General features: G+C 71.9%; 17 protein-coding genes. 11 read left to right on the top strand and 6 right to left on the bottom strand.

Annotated features, from left to right (window positions below):
• The first annotated feature begins 4 nt into the window (after positions 1-4).
• Complete coding sequence (locus DMB42_RS13480; RefSeq protein ID WP_125634306.1) at positions 5-439, top strand: hypothetical protein; 435 nt, start codon at positions 5-7, stop codon at positions 437-439.
• 103 nt (positions 440-542) lie between these two features.
• Here DMB42_RS13480 and DMB42_RS53190 read toward each other — a convergent pair whose 3' ends face one another.
• The 3 genes from DMB42_RS53190 to DMB42_RS13465 all read right to left on the bottom strand — a co-directional run bounded on the left by DMB42_RS53190 (position 543) and on the right by DMB42_RS13465 (position 3,444).
• Entirely contained in the window at positions 543-1,976 is a 1,434-nt protein-coding gene (locus tag DMB42_RS53190; RefSeq protein ID WP_185844638.1) for a hypothetical protein, read from the bottom strand.
• Positions 1,977-2,668: 692 nt separating this feature from the next.
• Positions 2,669-2,851: a hypothetical protein gene (locus DMB42_RS13470; RefSeq protein ID WP_125634304.1), complete on the bottom strand. Its 183-nt coding sequence runs from the start codon at positions 2,849-2,851 to the stop codon at positions 2,669-2,671.
• Between the two features lie 80 nt (positions 2,852-2,931).
• Positions 2,932-3,444 carry a MauE/DoxX family redox-associated membrane protein gene (locus tag DMB42_RS13465; RefSeq protein ID WP_125634302.1) on the bottom strand — a complete coding sequence of 171 codons (513 nt, stop codon included), beginning with the start codon at positions 3,442-3,444 and terminating at the stop codon, positions 2,932-2,934.
• A gap of 77 nt (positions 3,445-3,521) precedes the next feature.
• On the opposite strand from DMB42_RS13465, the gene DMB42_RS55975 reads away from it, so the two are divergent.
• The 7 genes from DMB42_RS55975 to DMB42_RS13445 all read left to right on the top strand — a co-directional run bounded on the left by DMB42_RS55975 (position 3,522) and on the right by DMB42_RS13445 (position 9,777).
• Positions 3,522-6,215 carry a BTAD domain-containing putative transcriptional regulator gene (locus DMB42_RS55975; RefSeq protein ID WP_185844637.1) on the top strand — a complete coding sequence of 898 codons (2,694 nt, stop codon included), beginning with the start codon at positions 3,522-3,524 and terminating at the stop codon, positions 6,213-6,215.
• 63 nt (positions 6,216-6,278) lie between these two features.
• The gene (locus tag DMB42_RS53185; protein WP_185844636.1) at positions 6,279-6,446 is read left to right on the top strand and encodes a hypothetical protein; all 168 of its coding nucleotides are present in this window, start codon (positions 6,279-6,281) and stop codon (positions 6,444-6,446) included.
• 67 nt (positions 6,447-6,513) lie between these two features.
• Entirely contained in the window at positions 6,514-6,672 is a 159-nt protein-coding gene (locus DMB42_RS53180; protein WP_185844635.1) for a hypothetical protein, read from the top strand.
• Between the two features lie 74 nt (positions 6,673-6,746).
• The gene (locus tag DMB42_RS53175; RefSeq protein ID WP_185844634.1) at positions 6,747-6,914 is read left to right on the top strand and encodes a hypothetical protein; all 168 of its coding nucleotides are present in this window, start codon (positions 6,747-6,749) and stop codon (positions 6,912-6,914) included.
• A 72-nt stretch (positions 6,915-6,986) separates the two neighbouring features.
• Positions 6,987-7,535, top strand: a complete 549-nt coding sequence (locus DMB42_RS13455) for a redoxin domain-containing protein (RefSeq protein ID WP_185844633.1) — start codon at positions 6,987-6,989, stop codon at positions 7,533-7,535.
• Positions 7,532-9,370 (top strand): ABC transporter ATP-binding protein, encoded by a 1,839-nt coding sequence (locus tag DMB42_RS13450; RefSeq protein WP_125634297.1) that lies wholly within the window; start codon positions 7,532-7,534, stop codon positions 9,368-9,370. Before DMB42_RS13455 ends, DMB42_RS13450 begins: the two co-directional genes overlap by 4 nt.
• Positions 9,367-9,777, top strand: coding sequence for a S26 family signal peptidase (locus tag DMB42_RS13445; protein ID WP_125634295.1), 411 nt, complete (start codon positions 9,367-9,369; stop codon positions 9,775-9,777). The genes DMB42_RS13450 and DMB42_RS13445 overlap by 4 nt, the downstream gene beginning before the upstream one ends.
• 38 nt (positions 9,778-9,815) lie before the next feature.
• On the opposite strand, the gene DMB42_RS13440 is transcribed toward DMB42_RS13445, so the two are convergent.
• Positions 9,816-10,727: a hypothetical protein gene (locus DMB42_RS13440; protein ID WP_125634293.1), complete on the bottom strand. Its 912-nt coding sequence runs from the start codon at positions 10,725-10,727 to the stop codon at positions 9,816-9,818.
• A gap of 135 nt (positions 10,728-10,862) precedes the next feature.
• Between DMB42_RS13440 and DMB42_RS13435 the strand changes: the two genes are divergently transcribed.
• From DMB42_RS13435 to DMB42_RS13425, 3 genes are read left to right on the top strand one after another with little or no spacing between them, the layout of a single operon-like run.
• Positions 10,863-11,684, top strand: a complete 822-nt coding sequence (locus DMB42_RS13435) for a hypothetical protein (protein ID WP_125634291.1) — start codon at positions 10,863-10,865, stop codon at positions 11,682-11,684.
• Positions 11,681-12,058 (top strand): GntR family transcriptional regulator, encoded by a 378-nt coding sequence (locus tag DMB42_RS13430; protein WP_125634289.1) that lies wholly within the window; start codon positions 11,681-11,683, stop codon positions 12,056-12,058. The genes DMB42_RS13435 and DMB42_RS13430 overlap by 4 nt, the downstream gene beginning before the upstream one ends.
• A 36-nt stretch (positions 12,059-12,094) precedes the next feature.
• On the top strand, positions 12,095-12,526 hold the full coding sequence (locus tag DMB42_RS13425) for a hypothetical protein (protein WP_125634287.1): 432 nt from the start codon (positions 12,095-12,097) through the stop codon (positions 12,524-12,526).
• Here DMB42_RS13425 and DMB42_RS13420 read toward each other — a convergent pair.
• Both DMB42_RS13420 and DMB42_RS13415 read right to left on the bottom strand, forming a co-directional pair.
• Positions 12,489-13,730, bottom strand: a complete 1,242-nt coding sequence (locus tag DMB42_RS13420; RefSeq protein WP_125634285.1) for a M24 family metallopeptidase — start codon at positions 13,728-13,730, stop codon at positions 12,489-12,491. The genes DMB42_RS13425 and DMB42_RS13420 overlap by 38 nt on opposite strands.
• Positions 13,727-14,794, bottom strand: a complete 1,068-nt coding sequence (locus tag DMB42_RS13415; protein ID WP_125634283.1) for a sugar phosphate isomerase/epimerase — start codon at positions 14,792-14,794, stop codon at positions 13,727-13,729. Before DMB42_RS13415 ends, DMB42_RS13420 begins: the two co-directional genes overlap by 4 nt.
• Positions 14,795-14,797 lie beyond the last annotated feature (3 nt).

Raw genomic sequence — 14,797 nt, 5'->3', positions numbered from 1 at the left:
GATCATGACGAACATCAGTGACGCCACGACCGCCCACCTCGGCGACGCCCGCGTCCAGGACGCCTTCGCCACCGTGAAGAAGTGCGTCACGCTCTTCGGTGTGGTCGGGGCCGTCGTCCTCGGGGTGGTCGCGGTGATGGCGTTCATCGGCCAGGAGGCGAGCGCGTTCATGTGGATCCGGGGTGCCGTCCTGCTCGCGGTCGCCCCGCTGCTGCACCGGATGACCGTCCGCGCTTCGGAGGGGTCGTACAAGGCTTTCGACCGGGTGCGTACCCTCTCCACGATCCTGCCGATCGCGATCATCGGCGTCGACCTGATCCCCGGCCTCTGCCCCGCCTGGTACGCCGTGCTCCAGGGCCTGTCCGCGCTGTCCCTGGCCGGCGTCGCCTTCATCACTCGCGGCGCCACCCTTCGCGCCGCCTTCCCCGGCCAGAAGTGAACCCGCTCGGCCCTTCGTACGGCCACCACGCGCTGTGCCGCGATCGGGCCCGGCGCCGGTCCGCCGGCTGGTGCCGAGGGGCCGGCGCCGGGCGCGAGGCGGGTCAGCCGGTGAAGTCGGCGGCGTTCGCGGTGCCGGCCGGCCACAGGTACTTGGCGTTGTCGGCGGGCGTGTAGCCGCGGTTGCCGTCGCCGGCGCGCGCCTGGATGCGGTTGTTGCGCCAGGTGGAGCCGCGGGCCTTGCCGCCCCAGATGCCGCCGTACAGGAAGCCGTGCAGCTGGTCGAGTTCGGCCGAGAAGACGTTTCCTGAGACGGTGATGTCCTTGGCGTTGTCGGCCGTGCCGATGCTCAGGGCGTAACCCCATCCGGAGATGTAGTTGTTCGTGACGGAGACGTCCTGGTAGACGCCCTTGCCTTGGAGCGCCAGGCCGTTGGTGTTGCCCAGGGACGCCAGGGTGTTGTGGTTGACGATCATGTGACCGCCGTTGCCCTCGCTCTGCGGGCCGATGCCGTCATGGTGGTAGACGTCGCGGGCGGTGTCGGCCATGTCATGGATGTAGTTGTTCGTCCACGTCGAGGGCCGGCCCGGATATCCGGTCACCATGATCAGTCCGGCGTTGCCCCAGATGTCGTTGTGGTCCATCACGGCGACGGCTTCCTTCATCGTCGTCATGAGCTGCCACGACTTGTCGAACGGCGTGCCCGGCTTGGCGTGCGCGGACGACACCTTGCCGTCGTTGCCGGGAGGCGTGGAGTAGGAGCTGGGCTTGAACGTCGAGTACAGGAACTTGATGTTGGTGTCGGAGTAGATCTGCACCAGGTTGTCGTTGGGGTTCGTGCCCTCGAACAGGCAGCCCACGAACGTGAGATTGTCGCCGTAGATGTACACCTTCGAGGCGGTGAAGCGCTTGAAGGAGATGACGCTGTTGTCCGGGTACTCGACCCGCAACGGCTTGTCGGGGCTCATGCCGGCCGCGTAGTCGGCGAGCTTGCCGGGATAGGCGCCCAGCCCGAGGCCGCCGGCATTCGCGGGGGTGCGGGAGTAGCCGGTGTTGGAGAAGTCCGGCCAATACCCCGAACCGTCGTTGGGCCGCGCCCCGAGGGGGGAGCCGGACGGCGGGGGCGACCCGGTCGGCGTGCCGGTGGGAGTGGACGTCGGCGTCTTGGTGGGGGTGGGTTTCGTCGTCGGCGTCTTGGTGGGAGTGGGCTTGGTCGTCGGGGTCCTGGTGGGAGTGGCCGACGGTGTGGGCGTCTTCGTCGGCCTCACCGTCGGGGTGGCGGTGGGCCTGTGGGTCGGCCTGTGGGTGGGCCTGCGCTTGCGGGTCGGCCTGGGCGACGCGGTCGGCGTGGCGAGGCCGGCGTTCTCGCTGGTCATGGCCACCCTGCCGGCGTCCAGTACGGCGGCCTGACTGTCCCGCGTGTCCGCCCCGGTCACCAGGATCGAGGTGACGAGAGCCGCGGCGGCCGAGACGCCGCCCCATCTGATCAGGCGGTTGACCAGGAAGCGGCGTGGCCGGAATAAATGCTGAGGTGACATATGAGGGGGTCCCCGTGGTATTCGGCGATGAATCGAGTCATTCCGGCCGGACCGAGCCTGTGACACACGAAGGACGAAGCCCTTGTCCGGCCCCCGCCTTGCTGTTTGCCTTATCGGCCCGTCCGTCGGACGCGGAACACCTTAAGCCATGATGATCACTTCACACAAGGAAGGAGTAAATGGCCGACGAAGGGTGTGCTTCGATTCCCCTCGACCCGGTTCGAGAGCAAGGCCCGACTGCCGGGCGTCCGGCCCGCCAGGCCGGTCGCCATGGGCAGGTTGTCGCAGCTAGGAGGCATCGCCCTGTAAGCCTTCATCATCCGGCTGACAACATACGATGTTATCGGCTAAGGTTCCCCGAAATCTTCTTCAGGGAGCTCTCGTCGCCGGTGAATCACGGGCGACAAACTCAGGCACGCATGGATCGGTAACAGCGCTTTTCTCAGCACACGATCGACTGGAGTGGATGTCGCCGAAAGGTGCCATCAATTCATTTAACTTTCTTTTCCTATTGATGGCGGCCGACCGCAACCACTTCTCACTGGTACGGGGTGGCCGTGGCCCTGGCGCCGTCCCCGGCCGTTCGTCACTGGAAGCGGCTCCGGAGAAAGCGGAAGGGCCCTCGCGTGGTCGCGGGGCCCGTCGCTCGTGGCGTCACCTGGCCGAGACGGCCTTCCCGGTGCGGGGATCGTTCACTGCTGGTCCTGCGTGCCCTTGGCGGGGAGCGCGTAGGCCAGGGCCACGCCGAGGCAGAGCGACATCGCGAGGCCCAGGAGGAGGTTGTGGAGGGTGACGCCGAGCCCCATGCCCAGCGCGACACCCGCGGCCAGGCCGGCGATCCAGTTCGGGGTGGCGTTCTTCGTGTTCTTCGTCATGCTTCGATCTTGTCGGAGGTGAGGGGTTCGGGTTAGATGCCGGAATCACGGGTGGGAGATGACAGAAGTCATGACATCGGCTACCGGAGCAGCGAGGCGAGATCGTCCGTACGGGTGATCACCAGGCCGAGCGCCGCGCCGGCGACCCCCGCGATCAACGCCATCCCCACGTCGGCGATGCCGAAGGACGTCGACGCCGCGAGGCCGAGTACGGCCAGCGCCGTGAGGACGAGGTCGCGGATGACGTGCGTCCACCCCATGGGCGTCTCCGAGGCGCCGCCGAAGCAGCGGCAGGGTACGGCCGCACCCCGCCGTACGACGAGGGCGGTGGCGACGGTGAAGCAGCCGAGCAGCGCCGCCGCCAGCGCGAACCCCAGCACCCCCGCCCACTGGAGGGGCGTCGCCACCAGCACGATCGCCGCGGCCTCCCCCGCGGCGACGGCGACCGGGACGGCGTTCGAGCGCCACGGCGTCATGTCCCTGACCGACCTGACGAACCGCGTCCACGGCTCACGTCCGGAGATCTTGCTCCACAGCGCGAGCGCGAAGACGGTGACCAGCAGTACGCGGCATCCCACCTCGACGTAGCCCATGATCGAGATTGTGCGCCGGCCGTCTTAACGATTTCTCAACGCCGTCTCCATGACTGCGCGACTAGGCTCGAATGATCATGCTGATTCGGTTGCTTGGGCCGGTGGAACTGGAACGCGAGGCACGGATCCGCCAGGTACGGCCCCCGCAGGTCGCGCTCGCGCTGGCCGCTCTGGCCTGGGAGGTCGGCCGGGTCGTACCGGTCGGGACGCTGCAGGAGAGGATCTGGGGCGAGCAGGTGCCCGACGGCGCCAGGAAGACCCTCTACACGATCATCACGCAGCTCCGCCACGACGTGCTGGGCGATGACGGCGACGTGCTGCGCCGGCTCGGCGGCTACCTGCTCGACGTGGACGAGACGGCGGTGGACCTCGTCCTGTTCCGGGGCCTGGCCGAGCGGGCGGCGGCCGTACCCGAGCCGGAGGCGCCGCTGGGCGAGGCGCTCGGGTTGTGGCGCGGCGAGCCGCTCATGGGGCTGCCGGGCGAGTGGGCCGAGCGGGCGCGCCGCGCTCTCCGTGACGAGCACAAGGAGGTCTGCCTGCGCTGGGCGCGCGCCGTGACCCGCGCCGATCCGGGACCGGCGGTGGCGGCGCTGTCGCCGCTGGCCGAGGAGTACCCGCTGGACGAGCCGGTGGCGGCCGCGCTGATCGAGGCGCTGCACGAGGGGGGCAGGACCGCCGAGGCGCTGACCCGCTTCGCGGACGTACGCGCCCTGCTGGCCGAGGAACTGGGCGTCGATCCGGGGCCCGAGCTGCACCGCGTCCACCAGCGGATGCTGCATCCCGATCAGAGCCCTCGCGCTCCCAAGCTCTTGGCGCCCGCCCAGCTCCCGCTCGACCTGGACTGCTTCGTCGGCCGGGCCGCCGAGCTGGAACGGCTGGACGGCGAGCGGGCTCCCGTACGCGTGATCCACGGCCCTCCGGGGGTGGGCAAGTCGTCGCTGGCCCTGCGCTGGGCGCACCTGCACCGCGAGCACTACCCCGACGGCCAGCTGCACGCCGACCTCGACGCGAGTGACGCCGCCGCGGTGCTGCCCCGCTTCCTCGGCTCGCTCGGCGTGCCGGAGGGGCGGGTGCCCGCGAGCCTCGACGCGCAGATCGGGCTGTTCCGCAGCATGTTGTCCGGCCGCCGGGTCCTGGTCGTCCTGGACGGCGCCCGCGACGCGGCCCAGGTCCGTCCCCTGCTGGCCGGCGCGCCCGGCTGTCTGACGCTGATCACCACCCGCTCCGACCTGTCCGGCCTGTCGGTGACCGCGGGCGCGTCACTGCTGCGCCTCGACGTCCTGCCGGACGGCGACGCCCGCGGGCTGCTGTCGGCGCGGCTGGGCACGGCACGCCTGTCGGCCGAGCCCGAGGCCGCCGGGCAGATCGTGCGCCGATGCGGCCGCCTGCCGCTGGCGCTGGCGATCGTCGCGGCCCGCCTGTCACGCAGGACGGAGCTGTCGCTGGCCGATACCGCAGCCGATCTGGCGCGTCCGGGGCTGGAGCCGTTCGTCCACGCCGATCCGGCCATCGACCTGCGCCAGGCGCTCGGCCGCTCCTACCACGACCTGCCGGAACCGGCCGCCCGCCTCTTCCGGCTGCTCGGCCGCGAATCGGGCGCGCACCTGTCGCTCGCGGCCGTGGCGAGCCTGGCCGGGCTGCCGGTGGACCGCGCGCGGGAGACGGTCGACCGGCTCGACCACGCGAACCTGGTCGAGCTGCGCGCGGAAGGCCGCGTACGCCTGCACGACCTGCTCCGCGTCTACGCGGCCGAGCAGGGCCGCGCGACCGACGACCAGGAGGTACGCCAGGAGGCGACGCGCCGCCTCCTCGACCACTACGTCCACACCGCCCTGTCCGCGAGCGACGCCTGCTATCCCCATCGGGAGCGGCTGCACCCGCCACCGCCGGTCACGGGCGTCGTGGTGCAGCGCTTCGCCGGCGCGGCGCAGGCGCTGCGCTGGTTCGCCGCGGAGTCGCCGCCCCTGCCCGCGCTGCTCGCCGAGGCCACCGGCGCCGGGCTGAACCGGCACGCCTGGCAGCTCGCCTGGGCGTTCTCGGAGTTCATGCAGCGGCGCGGCCCGTGGGCCGAGATCCTCAACGTCCAGGCGGTGGCGCTGTCGGCGTCCGAACGCCTCGACGAGGGGCTGGCCGCGGCGCGCTGCCACAACGCCTTGGCCCGCGCCCACGTCAAGCTGGGACACGACCGGGAGGCGGTGGCGCACTTCGAGCGGGCGCTGGAGCTGCATCGCCGGTTCACCGAGCCGGCCCTTGAGGCGCACGTCCACCTGGGGCTGACCGTCCCGCTGAGCCGGATCAGGCCGGGCCGGGAGCTGGAACACGCCGTACGGGCGATGGAGCTGTTCAGACAGGGCGGCGACGTCGTCGGCGAGGCGCGGGCGCTGAACAACGCGGGCTGGTGGCGCGCCCAGCGCGGCGAGTACGAGCAGGCGCTGGCCGACTGCCGCCGGGCGCAGCGCCTGCTGGCCGAGTTCGGATACCCGCAGGGCGAGGGGCACGCCTGGGACAGCGTCGCCTACGTCCTTGACGCCATGGGCCACCACGCCGAGGCGGTGGCCTGCTACGAACGCGCCGCGGAGCTGCTGCGGGGCTGCGACGACCTGTATCCGGCGGCGGAGACGCTGGTCAGGCTGGGCGAGACGCACGCGCTGGCCGGGGAGTCGGAGGCGGCGATCGACGCGTGGAAGCGCGCGGCGGAGTGGTTCGACGAGCTCGGCGACGCCCGCGCGGAGGAGGTCAGGGAGCAGGCCAGAGCGTTGAGAAACCGCTGAGACTTCACTGAGACGGGCGGCGCATGCTGCGAGCGACCATCCGTACATCCGAAAGGAAGTCTCATGCGCGCCATGACCCGATGGGCCGACCGGCTCCTGGAGAAGGTCGCCCCGCACACCGTCGCCCGCGCCACCGACTGCGACTGGGAGACGTCGTGTCCCAATCCGACGCAGGCCCGGTACTGCTGCTACTACCCCAATGGCCACCGCTACTGCGGCCGCTGCCAGTAGCGGCGCCGACGCCGGTGGTTCCCGTGCCCGGCTCGACGGCCGGGCACCTCGCACCCGGAGGTGGGCCGTGCCGTACGCGATCGCTCTCGTGGCCTTCGCCTGCGCGCTGTGCGTGCTGAACCTGACCCTGACCCTGGCGGTGGTGCGCCGGCTGCGCGACCACACCGGACGGATCGACGAGCTGTACGCCTTCGTCGACGCCGAGCTCGCGGACAGGGCCGGCTGAAGGCGCCGAGAAATCGCCGAGACCGCCGGCGCATGCCGCGGTCGACCCCGACGAAGAGAGGTTCGATGAAGATCGTGACCAGATGGGCGGACCGGCTCCTGGAGAAGGTCGCCCCGCACACCGTCGCCAGCGCGACCGACTGCGGCTACGACTGCTGCAACGGCAACATCTACGCGGCCTGGTGCTGCTCCTACCCCAACGGGACCTACCGCTGCGGCATCTGCACGCGCTACCGCTGCTAGCGCGGTTCTGCCCCGATGAACCGGTGCCCGGCGCCCCCGCCGGGCACCACCCTATCGACCCGGAGGTGTGCTGTGCCGTACGTGATCGCCGTGGCCGCCCTCATCGGTGTGCTGTGCATGATGGACCTGGTGCTGACCCTGGGCGTCGTCCGGCGCCTGAAGGAACACGACAAACTGATCGAGGTCCTGTACGAGACCCTCGAGGCCGGCGGCCTGGCCGGGTCGAGCGGCCTGGCCGTCGGCGACCGCGTCGGCGACTTCGACGTGACGGCCGTGGACGGCGCCAGGACGACCCTCGGGTCGCTGCCGGACGGCGCGGTGGTCGCGTTCGTGGCCGCCGAGTGCGACGCCTGCCGCAAGGAGCTCCCCGAGCTCGTCAAGTGGGCGTCCGGCCAGGACAGGTCGCGGGTGCTGGTCGTGGTCGACGGCCACGGAGGCGACCCCCGGCCGATGGTCCGCGCGCTCTCGCCGGTCGCGCAGGTGGTGCTGGAGGACGGAGGCGGGGCGGCCAGCCAGGCGTTCGGGATCCGGTCCTTCCCGAGCTTCTTCCAGGTCGGCGGCGGCGTCGTCCAGGGCAGGGTGCGCGGCGTGTCCCGGCTGCCCGCCGGATCCACCGCATGAAACGCGGCAGACGCGAGCACCCGGGGTTCCGGGTCCTGGCCCGGGGCGCGGCGCGCGGCGCCGGGCTGGTGTGCCAGGCGGCGCCCGCGCATGTCGCGGCGTACGTCGCGGTGACGCTGGTGGGCGCCGTCACGCCGGTCGCCCTGGCCTGGCTGACCAAGGACGTGCTGGACGGGATCGCCCACGGGTCCGCCGCGGGGCTGCCGGGTCTGGCGGCGGCGATCGCGGTCGTCACGACGCTGGCGGCGGCGGCCACGCACGCCGCGGAGTACCTGCGGGCGGAGGTCGACCGCCGGGTCTCGCTGCGGGCCAAGGACGAGCTGTTCACCGCCGTGTGCGGGTTCACCGGGCTGGCGCGGTTCGAGAGCCCGGCCTTCCTGGACCGGCTGCGTATGGCGCAGCAGGGCGCCAGCAACCCCGGACGGCTGATCGACACCGCCATGTCTGCCGCGCGCAGCCTGATCACCGTGGCCGGTTTCGTGGGTTCGCTGCTGCTGATCAGCCCCGTCTTCACGGCCCTGCTGCTGCTGTCGGCGATCCCCGCGCTGCTGATCGAGCTGCGGCTGTCCCGGCAGCGGGTGGACATGATGTGGCGGATCGGACCCGTCGAGCGCAAGGAGATGTTCTACGCCCGGCTGATGTCCACCACGGACGCGGCCAAGGAGATCCGCCTGTTCGACCTCGGGGCGTTCCTGCGGGTGCGCATGCTGGCCGAGGTCCGGGCGGCCTACGCCGCCCGCCGCGGGATGGACAGACGGGAGTCGGCCGTCCAGGCCGGGCTGGCGGGCGCCGCCGCGATCGTGGCCGGGGTCGGGCTGGTGTGGGCGATCCTGGCGGCGGCGCAGGGACGGCTGAGCGTCGGTGACGTGTCGATGTTCGTGGCGGCGATCGCCGGCGTGCAGGCGGCGCTGAGCACGGTGGTGTCGGCCGGCGCGATGGCACACGAACAGCTGCTGATCTTCCAGCATCACGTCACGATCATCGGCTCGGGACCCGGCCTGCCCGTTCCCGCCGACCCCGCCGCGCTGCCGGCGCTGCGGCGCGGGATCGAGCTGCGCGACGTGTGGTTCCGCTACAGCGACGAGCATCCCTGGGTGCTGCGCGGGGTCGACCTGTTCATCCCGTACGGGCGGACCGTGGCGCTCGTGGGCCGCAACGGCGCCGGCAAGAGCACGCTGATCAAGCTCCTGTGCCGCTTCTACGACCCGACCCGCGGAGCGATCCTGTGGGACGGGGTGGACATCCGCGACGTCCCGCCGGAGGCGCTGCGCGCCAGGATCGGGGCGGTGTTCCAGGACTTCGTCTCCTACGAGCTGACCGCGCGCGACAACATCGCCGTCGGTGACCTGACCGCCGCCGAGGACCAGGAGCGGCTGCGGCTCGCGGCGGAGGAGGCCGGCGTCAACGAGGCCCTCGCGGCGCTCCCGTACGGCTACGAGACGCTGCTCAGCCGCGACTTCGCCCCCGAGCAGGACGAGGAGGCCGACGGCGTGCTCCTGTCCGGCGGGCAGTGGCAGCGCGTGGCGCTGGCCAGGGCCTTCCTGCGACGCGAGAGCGACCTGATGATCCTCGACGAGCCGAGCGCCGGACTGGACGCCGAGGCCGAGTACGAGGTCCACAACCGGCTCACGCGGCTCAGGGCCGGGCGTACCAGCGTGGTGATCTCACACCGGCTCGGCGCGACCCGCGACGCCGACACGATCGTCGTGCTGTCCGGCGGCGCCGTCACCGAGCAGGGCACACACGCCGAACTGCGCGCCCTGGACGGCACGTACGCCGCCCTGTTCACCCGCCAGGCCAGCGGCTACGTCGACGACCTGGCGGCCCGGCGATGATCGCGGTCGCCGTGGCCGTCGGCCTGCCGCTCCTGGCGCTGGTGTGGTTACGCGTCCGGTTCCTGGTGGTGACCGTCGAGGGGGAGAGCATGCTCCCGACGTACCTGCCCGGCGAGCGGGTCCTGGTAAGGCGGGCGCGGGCGGCGCACCCGGGGCAGGTGGTCGTGCTCTCCGGCAGAGGCCCCGAGGAGGAGAGCCGGTGGATCATCAAACGACTGGCCGCGGTCCCCGGCGACCCGATCCCGCGCGAGGACGTGCCGGCGCTGCGCGACGCTCCGGGGACGCTGGTGCCGTCGGGCCGGATCGTCGTCCTGGGCGACAACCCGACGCGCTCCCACGACTCGCGCCGGGTGGGCTACCTGAGCGCCGACCGGCTGCTCGGCGTGGTCCTGCGCAAGATGGGATAGCGCGGCCCCCGCCGGCCGGGGTCGTCCGAAGCGGGCTTCTACTTGTACGCGTCGACCAGGTCGTCGCTGTAGGGATCCCGGCCGGGCCCGACGGTGGCGGGCGCGGGGATCGAGGCCTTGACCCCCCAGCTGTACCGGGTGGCGGCGGTGGCTCCCCGCAGCCGATGGCCCTCTCCCGTCCGCCAGACCGTGATGACCGTGATCGGCCTACCGGTGAGATCGGTGTGGACGCCCCACATGAACGAGATCTTCCCGGCCTGCGGGTCGAGCCGGCCGCCGAGCATGTCACGGAACGGCTTGGACGCGCGGAACAGGGCGGCGAAGGTGGTCGTGCCGCGGTAGGCCCAGGTCTTGCCGACCCGACGGCCGTCGGCGTCGTAGAGCGGGCTGCCGGCCCGGTTGATGGTCGCCGTACTGACGAGGAACTTCAGGGTGCCGACGTCGAAGGGGTCGATGATCTGGTCGCCGTAGAGCGCCGCGCCGCCCGGAGCCCCGCCGAGGGTACGCCATCCGGCGCCGCTGCCGTAGGCGGGCCCCGAGACGTAGAGACGGCCACCGACCGTACGTGCCCTGTGCGCCGCCGAGGCGACCTTGACCTGGTCGGCCGCCCGTCGGTCACCGCCGGCGGCGTCCTCCTTCAGGAACCGCAGAGGGCATTCCTGGATGATCACCTGGCGTTTCATGTCGGCGGCCACCACGCCACCCCGGCCCAGCCTGGCCACACCGGTCACCACGGGCGCGTCCGCCCGCCGCCCGCACTCCCTCGTCGGCAACGCCTCCACACGCGGATCCGCCGGCCATGCCGCGTCGGTCCGCTGATGGACCTTCACCGCGGCGCCCTGGCCTTGCAACCGCTTGACCGCAGCCACCACATCCACCGCGGCCGCCTGCGCGGGGACGGGTAACGCGGTCAGTCCGAGCACGATCGCCGATGTCGCTCGCCATCTCATAGCCGGCGATCATGCCATACGCCATCGATGCGCAATCCCTCCGAACACGTGCCCCGGATCGGGACCGGAGCGTTGACTTTGTCGCAACCAATGACGCACGATGTTGCTACAAAGCTTGCGACAAAAGGAGGGGACATGACGAACGCTTCCACGTCCGACGCCGGACCGCCGTCGGCGGACATCCGGAGCGCCGAGACCTGGCTGCGGCGGCACGGCCTGAGCGACGGCCCGCCGACGCCGTTGCTGGCCACGCGCCTGGCGGTGCGGCGGCGCGTACGGCTGCTGGGCAGCGTCCTGCTGGCCGTGCTGATCATCGCGGCCTCCCTGGCGCAGGTCGCCGCCCTGCCGGGAGCCTCCGACGCGGCCGGATCATCGCAGCTGGTGCCGATGCTGGCGCTGAGCGGGTCGATCGTCGCACTGCTGCTGACCCAGACGCTGCTGGACGCCTGGATACGGCGCGTCGACCGGCGCGCCGGAGCGGCACTCCCGCGGCGGGTGACCCATCCGGTGCAGCTCGGCTGGGCCGCCCTGCTCGGACGCCCCCACGCCGTCATGGCGGGCGCCACCATCGTCTGCGCGTTCGCGCTGGGGGTGAGCGCGCTGGTCGTCACCGAGGGCACCGCACGGCACGCCGCCGTCGTACTGCTGGTCGCCGTGACCGGAGTCGCCCTCGGCGCCGTCCTGCAGCTGCGCGAGATGCTGACCCGGCCCGTCGTGGCCGAGGACGAGGTCTCGCTGACGGCCGACGTCGTCATGCGGATCGAGGACGCGCGCGAGAGCTCCGCGCCGGCCGTGCTGTGGGCGCTGCCGGTGGTGCTGCTGTCCGGGTTCGCGCCCGGGTGGTGGAGCGCCGCCTCGGTGGGTTTCCTGGTGCTGGGGGTGCTCGCCCTGGTCGCCGTCCACGTCAGGGCGCCGTCGTACGCGGCCACGGCGCGGCGCGCGGTGGGCCTGCGATGATCGTCATCGACGCGGGCTCACCGGTCCCGCCGTTCGAGCAGTTGCGGGCCCAGCTCGCCCGGCAGATCCAGGACCGCACGCTTGCCGTGGGCGCCCGGCTGCCGACCATCCGCCACCTCGCGGCCGACCTCGGCCTGGCCGTCAACACGGTCGGCCGGGCCTACCGCGAGCTGGAGGAGGCGGGACTGATCGAGACGCGCGGCCGGGCGGGCTCGTTCGTGGCGGCCGCCGGGGAAGAGGGCCGGGAACGGGCCCGCCGGGCCGCCGCCGACTACGCCGCCGTGATCGCCAGCGTCGGCATCGACGCGGCCGAGGCGATCCGCATCGTCCAGGCGGCTCTGACATCCGGCACGGTGGCACCGGCCGCGCCATGACCGCCCCCCACGCGACTCCGGGTTCCCACGATCGGAGTGGCTCTCGCCGCCCCCCTCGGAGCCGGGCTGCTCACGGCACCCGCCGCGGACGCCGCGCCCGACCAGAAGACCAGCCACGTCAAGCGGATCAAGCCGGTCCAGTCCGTGATCACCTATGTCTCGATCAAGGACAGCGTCGGCCAGAGATATCCGATCAAGGTGACCACCACCTGGGCCTACAAGTCCCCCAAGTCCGCGCTGCTGCGGTCCATCGTGATCCGCGAGAACGGCTTCCCCAAGAACTTCTGCAACGGCGACACCAAGGCGTACTCCGTCATGAGGACGGTCAAGGTACGCAGCGGCAGCCCCCTCGGGCAGCTCTGGATCCGCACCCCTAACCCCGGCCACCCGCGGGCGCCGCGGGCCCGGTGGGCCGCGGCGCCCCGGCGGGTCAGCCGACCACGTTCAGGTGGTTGGGGATGGTGTTGAGTTCTTCGGGGCCGGAGGCCGTCAGCAGGACGGTGCCGCCGATGCAGACACGCTTGCCGTCGCGCACGGCGTTCGGCTCGAAGGCGAAGGCGTGTCCCTCGGTGATCTCGAAGTCGCCGTCGAGCCCCATGCCGCTCGGCAGCTTCTCCAGGCGCGACAGCGCCGGGTCGACCTCCGGGTGCAGGCGGGTGGCGCTGTTGTAGAGGGGCGAGACCGTCTGGACCATCGGGCCGGTGTTCCAGGTACGGGAGCGGTGCAGCGGCTCCTCCATCACCGCCGCGAGCTCGGAGAACCGGAGCCCGGGGCGCAGCGCGGCGAGGCCGGCCTCGTAGGACTCCCGGCAGACCGCCTCCAGCTCGCGCAGCAGTACGTCCGGCTCGCCGAGCGACACGTCGATCTGCTGCTGCGACTCCATGCCCCCGTAGAACGCGAAGATCTCCGCCGCGATGGTGTCGCCGCGCTTGAGCACGTGCGGAGCGCCTCCCATGCCAAACCATTCGGGGATGTTCCAGGCGAAGCCCGAGGCTCCGGCGCGCTCCAGCATGAACGGCCAGCGCGCCCAGCCACCGCCGGCGATGATCGCCTGGAAGGACGCGGCGACGATCTCGTGCTCGTTCGCGCCTTCGCCTGCCTTCGCGACGAACGCCGCGCAGGCCGCCTCGCCGAGCTCCGCGGCCCGGCGCAGGAGGACCTGCTCCTCGGCGCTCTTGACCAGCGCGAGCGACTCGTACTCGGCGGAGATGTCGACCCAGGTGACGTCGGGCAGCAGCGAGAGCACCCGCGTCCACTCGCCGAACGGGATGACTCCGGACCAGTCGCCGACGAACCGGCTGGTCAGGCCCACGACGCCGAGTGCCGTCCGGTCCAGTCCGCGTTCCCGTACCGCGGCGGCGAGGTTGGCCAGCCGGTCGCCGTGCGCCCAGTCCTCGACCCAGCGTTCCCAGCGGGCGCCCGGCTCGTCGAAGCGGCCGAGGGGAACGTCGCCGACCAGCAGGAGCGGGTCCCCGGTACGGGTGAACAACACGACCGAGCGGGTGACCTCGTTGGTGATGTAGGAGTCCGCGGAGTCGCGGCCGTAGCCGAACACGACGACCCCATCGAGCCCGGAACGCTCCAGCAGGGCGCGGATCGAGTCCCAGCGGCGGTCCCGCTCGCGCAGGCTCAGCGTCGGGTACTTGGTCGTCTCTTCGAAGGTGTCGGTCATGTGCGTGGCTCTGTTCTCTCTTCGGTTGACGGCGGGAGCGACGCCACGAGCTCGCGCAGGCGGCGTGCGCTCTCCCTGATGAATTCGAGCGGTTCGCCCGGCACGACCGGGCCTCTGAGCCGGTGCAGGCCGGGCGCGGACCCGGCCACGGCCCGAGCCTCGTACGCCCGGGTCAGCCGGACGACCTCAAGGGCCTCCGCGGCGGTCAGGTCCGGATGCCCGCGCAACCAGCGTTCGTCGTCGATGTGCAGCGACATCTCGGCGCGGCTGCCGATGACGCCCTCGATCGAGAGCATCACGTCGCGCCCGGCGAGCGGGGCGAGCAGCGCGGGCCAGTCGATCACGCCCTGGCCTACCGGGAGCAGGAAACGGCCGATGCCCTCGTCGGTGAACGCCAGGGCGACGTCGCGGACGTGGGTGGCCCGGACGTAGGGCGCGGCGCGGCGCATCGCGCGCACCGGGTCCTCGCAGCGCACCAGCACGTTCGCGGTGTCGAAGGTGATGCCGAGCACGTCGGCGCCCACCGCCTCCACGATCCGGACCAGCTCGAACGTCGTGATCTCCTCGTGCGTCTCGATGTCGAGATGCACGCCGGCGTCCCGGGCGATCGGCGCGACCCGGCCGAGGAACCGTTCGACGGCGGCGAGCTGCCGCTCCCAGCTCACGTCGGTGCGGAAGCGGTCGCAGGCGTACAGGCCGCTGAGGCGGAACTGGAAGTTCGCCGTGGCGGTCCACAACTCCCGGATGCCGGCGTCCGCGGCGGCGATGATCATCCGGCGCAGGCCGAGGAGGTAGTCGCCGTCGCCGAGGGCGCGCACCCCGGGCGACTCGGGGTTGGCGAACGGGTTCACCTTCCCCACCCCCGCCTCGACCCGCAGGCCCAGCGCCGCCGCGGCCTGCATGGCGTCACGCAGTTCCGCCGGGTCGAGGGTCCCGCTCAGTTCGAGCACCGACCGGAAGAACACGCCGTCCAGGCCGAGCTCGGCCGCCTGCTCGAGCAGCCAGACCGCGCCCCTCTCCGGCGCCCCGGGGAACTTGGAGCTGTCGACACCGACTTTCAGCATGGT

The sequence above is a fragment of the Nonomuraea sp. WAC 01424 genome (assembly GCF_003947315.1).
In the GTDB taxonomy this organism is placed as follows: Bacteria; Actinomycetota; Actinomycetes; order Streptosporangiales; family Streptosporangiaceae; genus Nonomuraea; species Nonomuraea spiralis.
This window is presented reverse-complemented; position numbering and strand designations above follow the sequence as displayed.

Bases quoted from the DNA above. Each gene is read 5' to 3' on its own strand.
- DMB42_RS13480 (WP_125634306.1), top strand. From the start codon at position 5: ATGACGAACATCAGTGACGCCACGACCGCCCACCTCGGCGACGCCCGC.
- DMB42_RS53190 (WP_185844638.1), bottom strand. From the start codon at position 1,976: ATGTCACCTCAGCATTTATTCCGGCCACGCCGCTTCCTGGTCAACCGC.
- DMB42_RS13470 (WP_125634304.1), bottom strand. From the start codon at position 2,851: ATGACGAAGAACACGAAGAACGCCACCCCGAACTGGATCGCCGGCCTG.
- DMB42_RS13465 (WP_125634302.1), bottom strand. From the start codon at position 3,444: ATGGGCTACGTCGAGGTGGGATGCCGCGTACTGCTGGTCACCGTCTTC.
- DMB42_RS55975 (WP_185844637.1), top strand. From the start codon at position 3,522: ATGCTGATTCGGTTGCTTGGGCCGGTGGAACTGGAACGCGAGGCACGG.
- DMB42_RS53185 (WP_185844636.1), top strand. From the start codon at position 6,279: ATGCGCGCCATGACCCGATGGGCCGACCGGCTCCTGGAGAAGGTCGCC.
- DMB42_RS13450 (WP_125634297.1), top strand. From the start codon at position 7,532: ATGAAACGCGGCAGACGCGAGCACCCGGGGTTCCGGGTCCTGGCCCGG.
- DMB42_RS13445 (WP_125634295.1), top strand. From the start codon at position 9,367: ATGATCGCGGTCGCCGTGGCCGTCGGCCTGCCGCTCCTGGCGCTGGTG.
- DMB42_RS13440 (WP_125634293.1), bottom strand. From the start codon at position 10,727: ATGAGATGGCGAGCGACATCGGCGATCGTGCTCGGACTGACCGCGTTA.
- DMB42_RS13435 (WP_125634291.1), top strand. From the start codon at position 10,863: ATGACGAACGCTTCCACGTCCGACGCCGGACCGCCGTCGGCGGACATC.
- DMB42_RS13430 (WP_125634289.1), top strand. From the start codon at position 11,681: ATGATCGTCATCGACGCGGGCTCACCGGTCCCGCCGTTCGAGCAGTTG.
- DMB42_RS13420 (WP_125634285.1), bottom strand. From the start codon at position 13,730: ATGACCGACACCTTCGAAGAGACGACCAAGTACCCGACGCTGAGCCTG.
- DMB42_RS13415 (WP_125634283.1), bottom strand. From the start codon at position 14,794: ATGCTGAAAGTCGGTGTCGACAGCTCCAAGTTCCCCGGGGCGCCGGAG.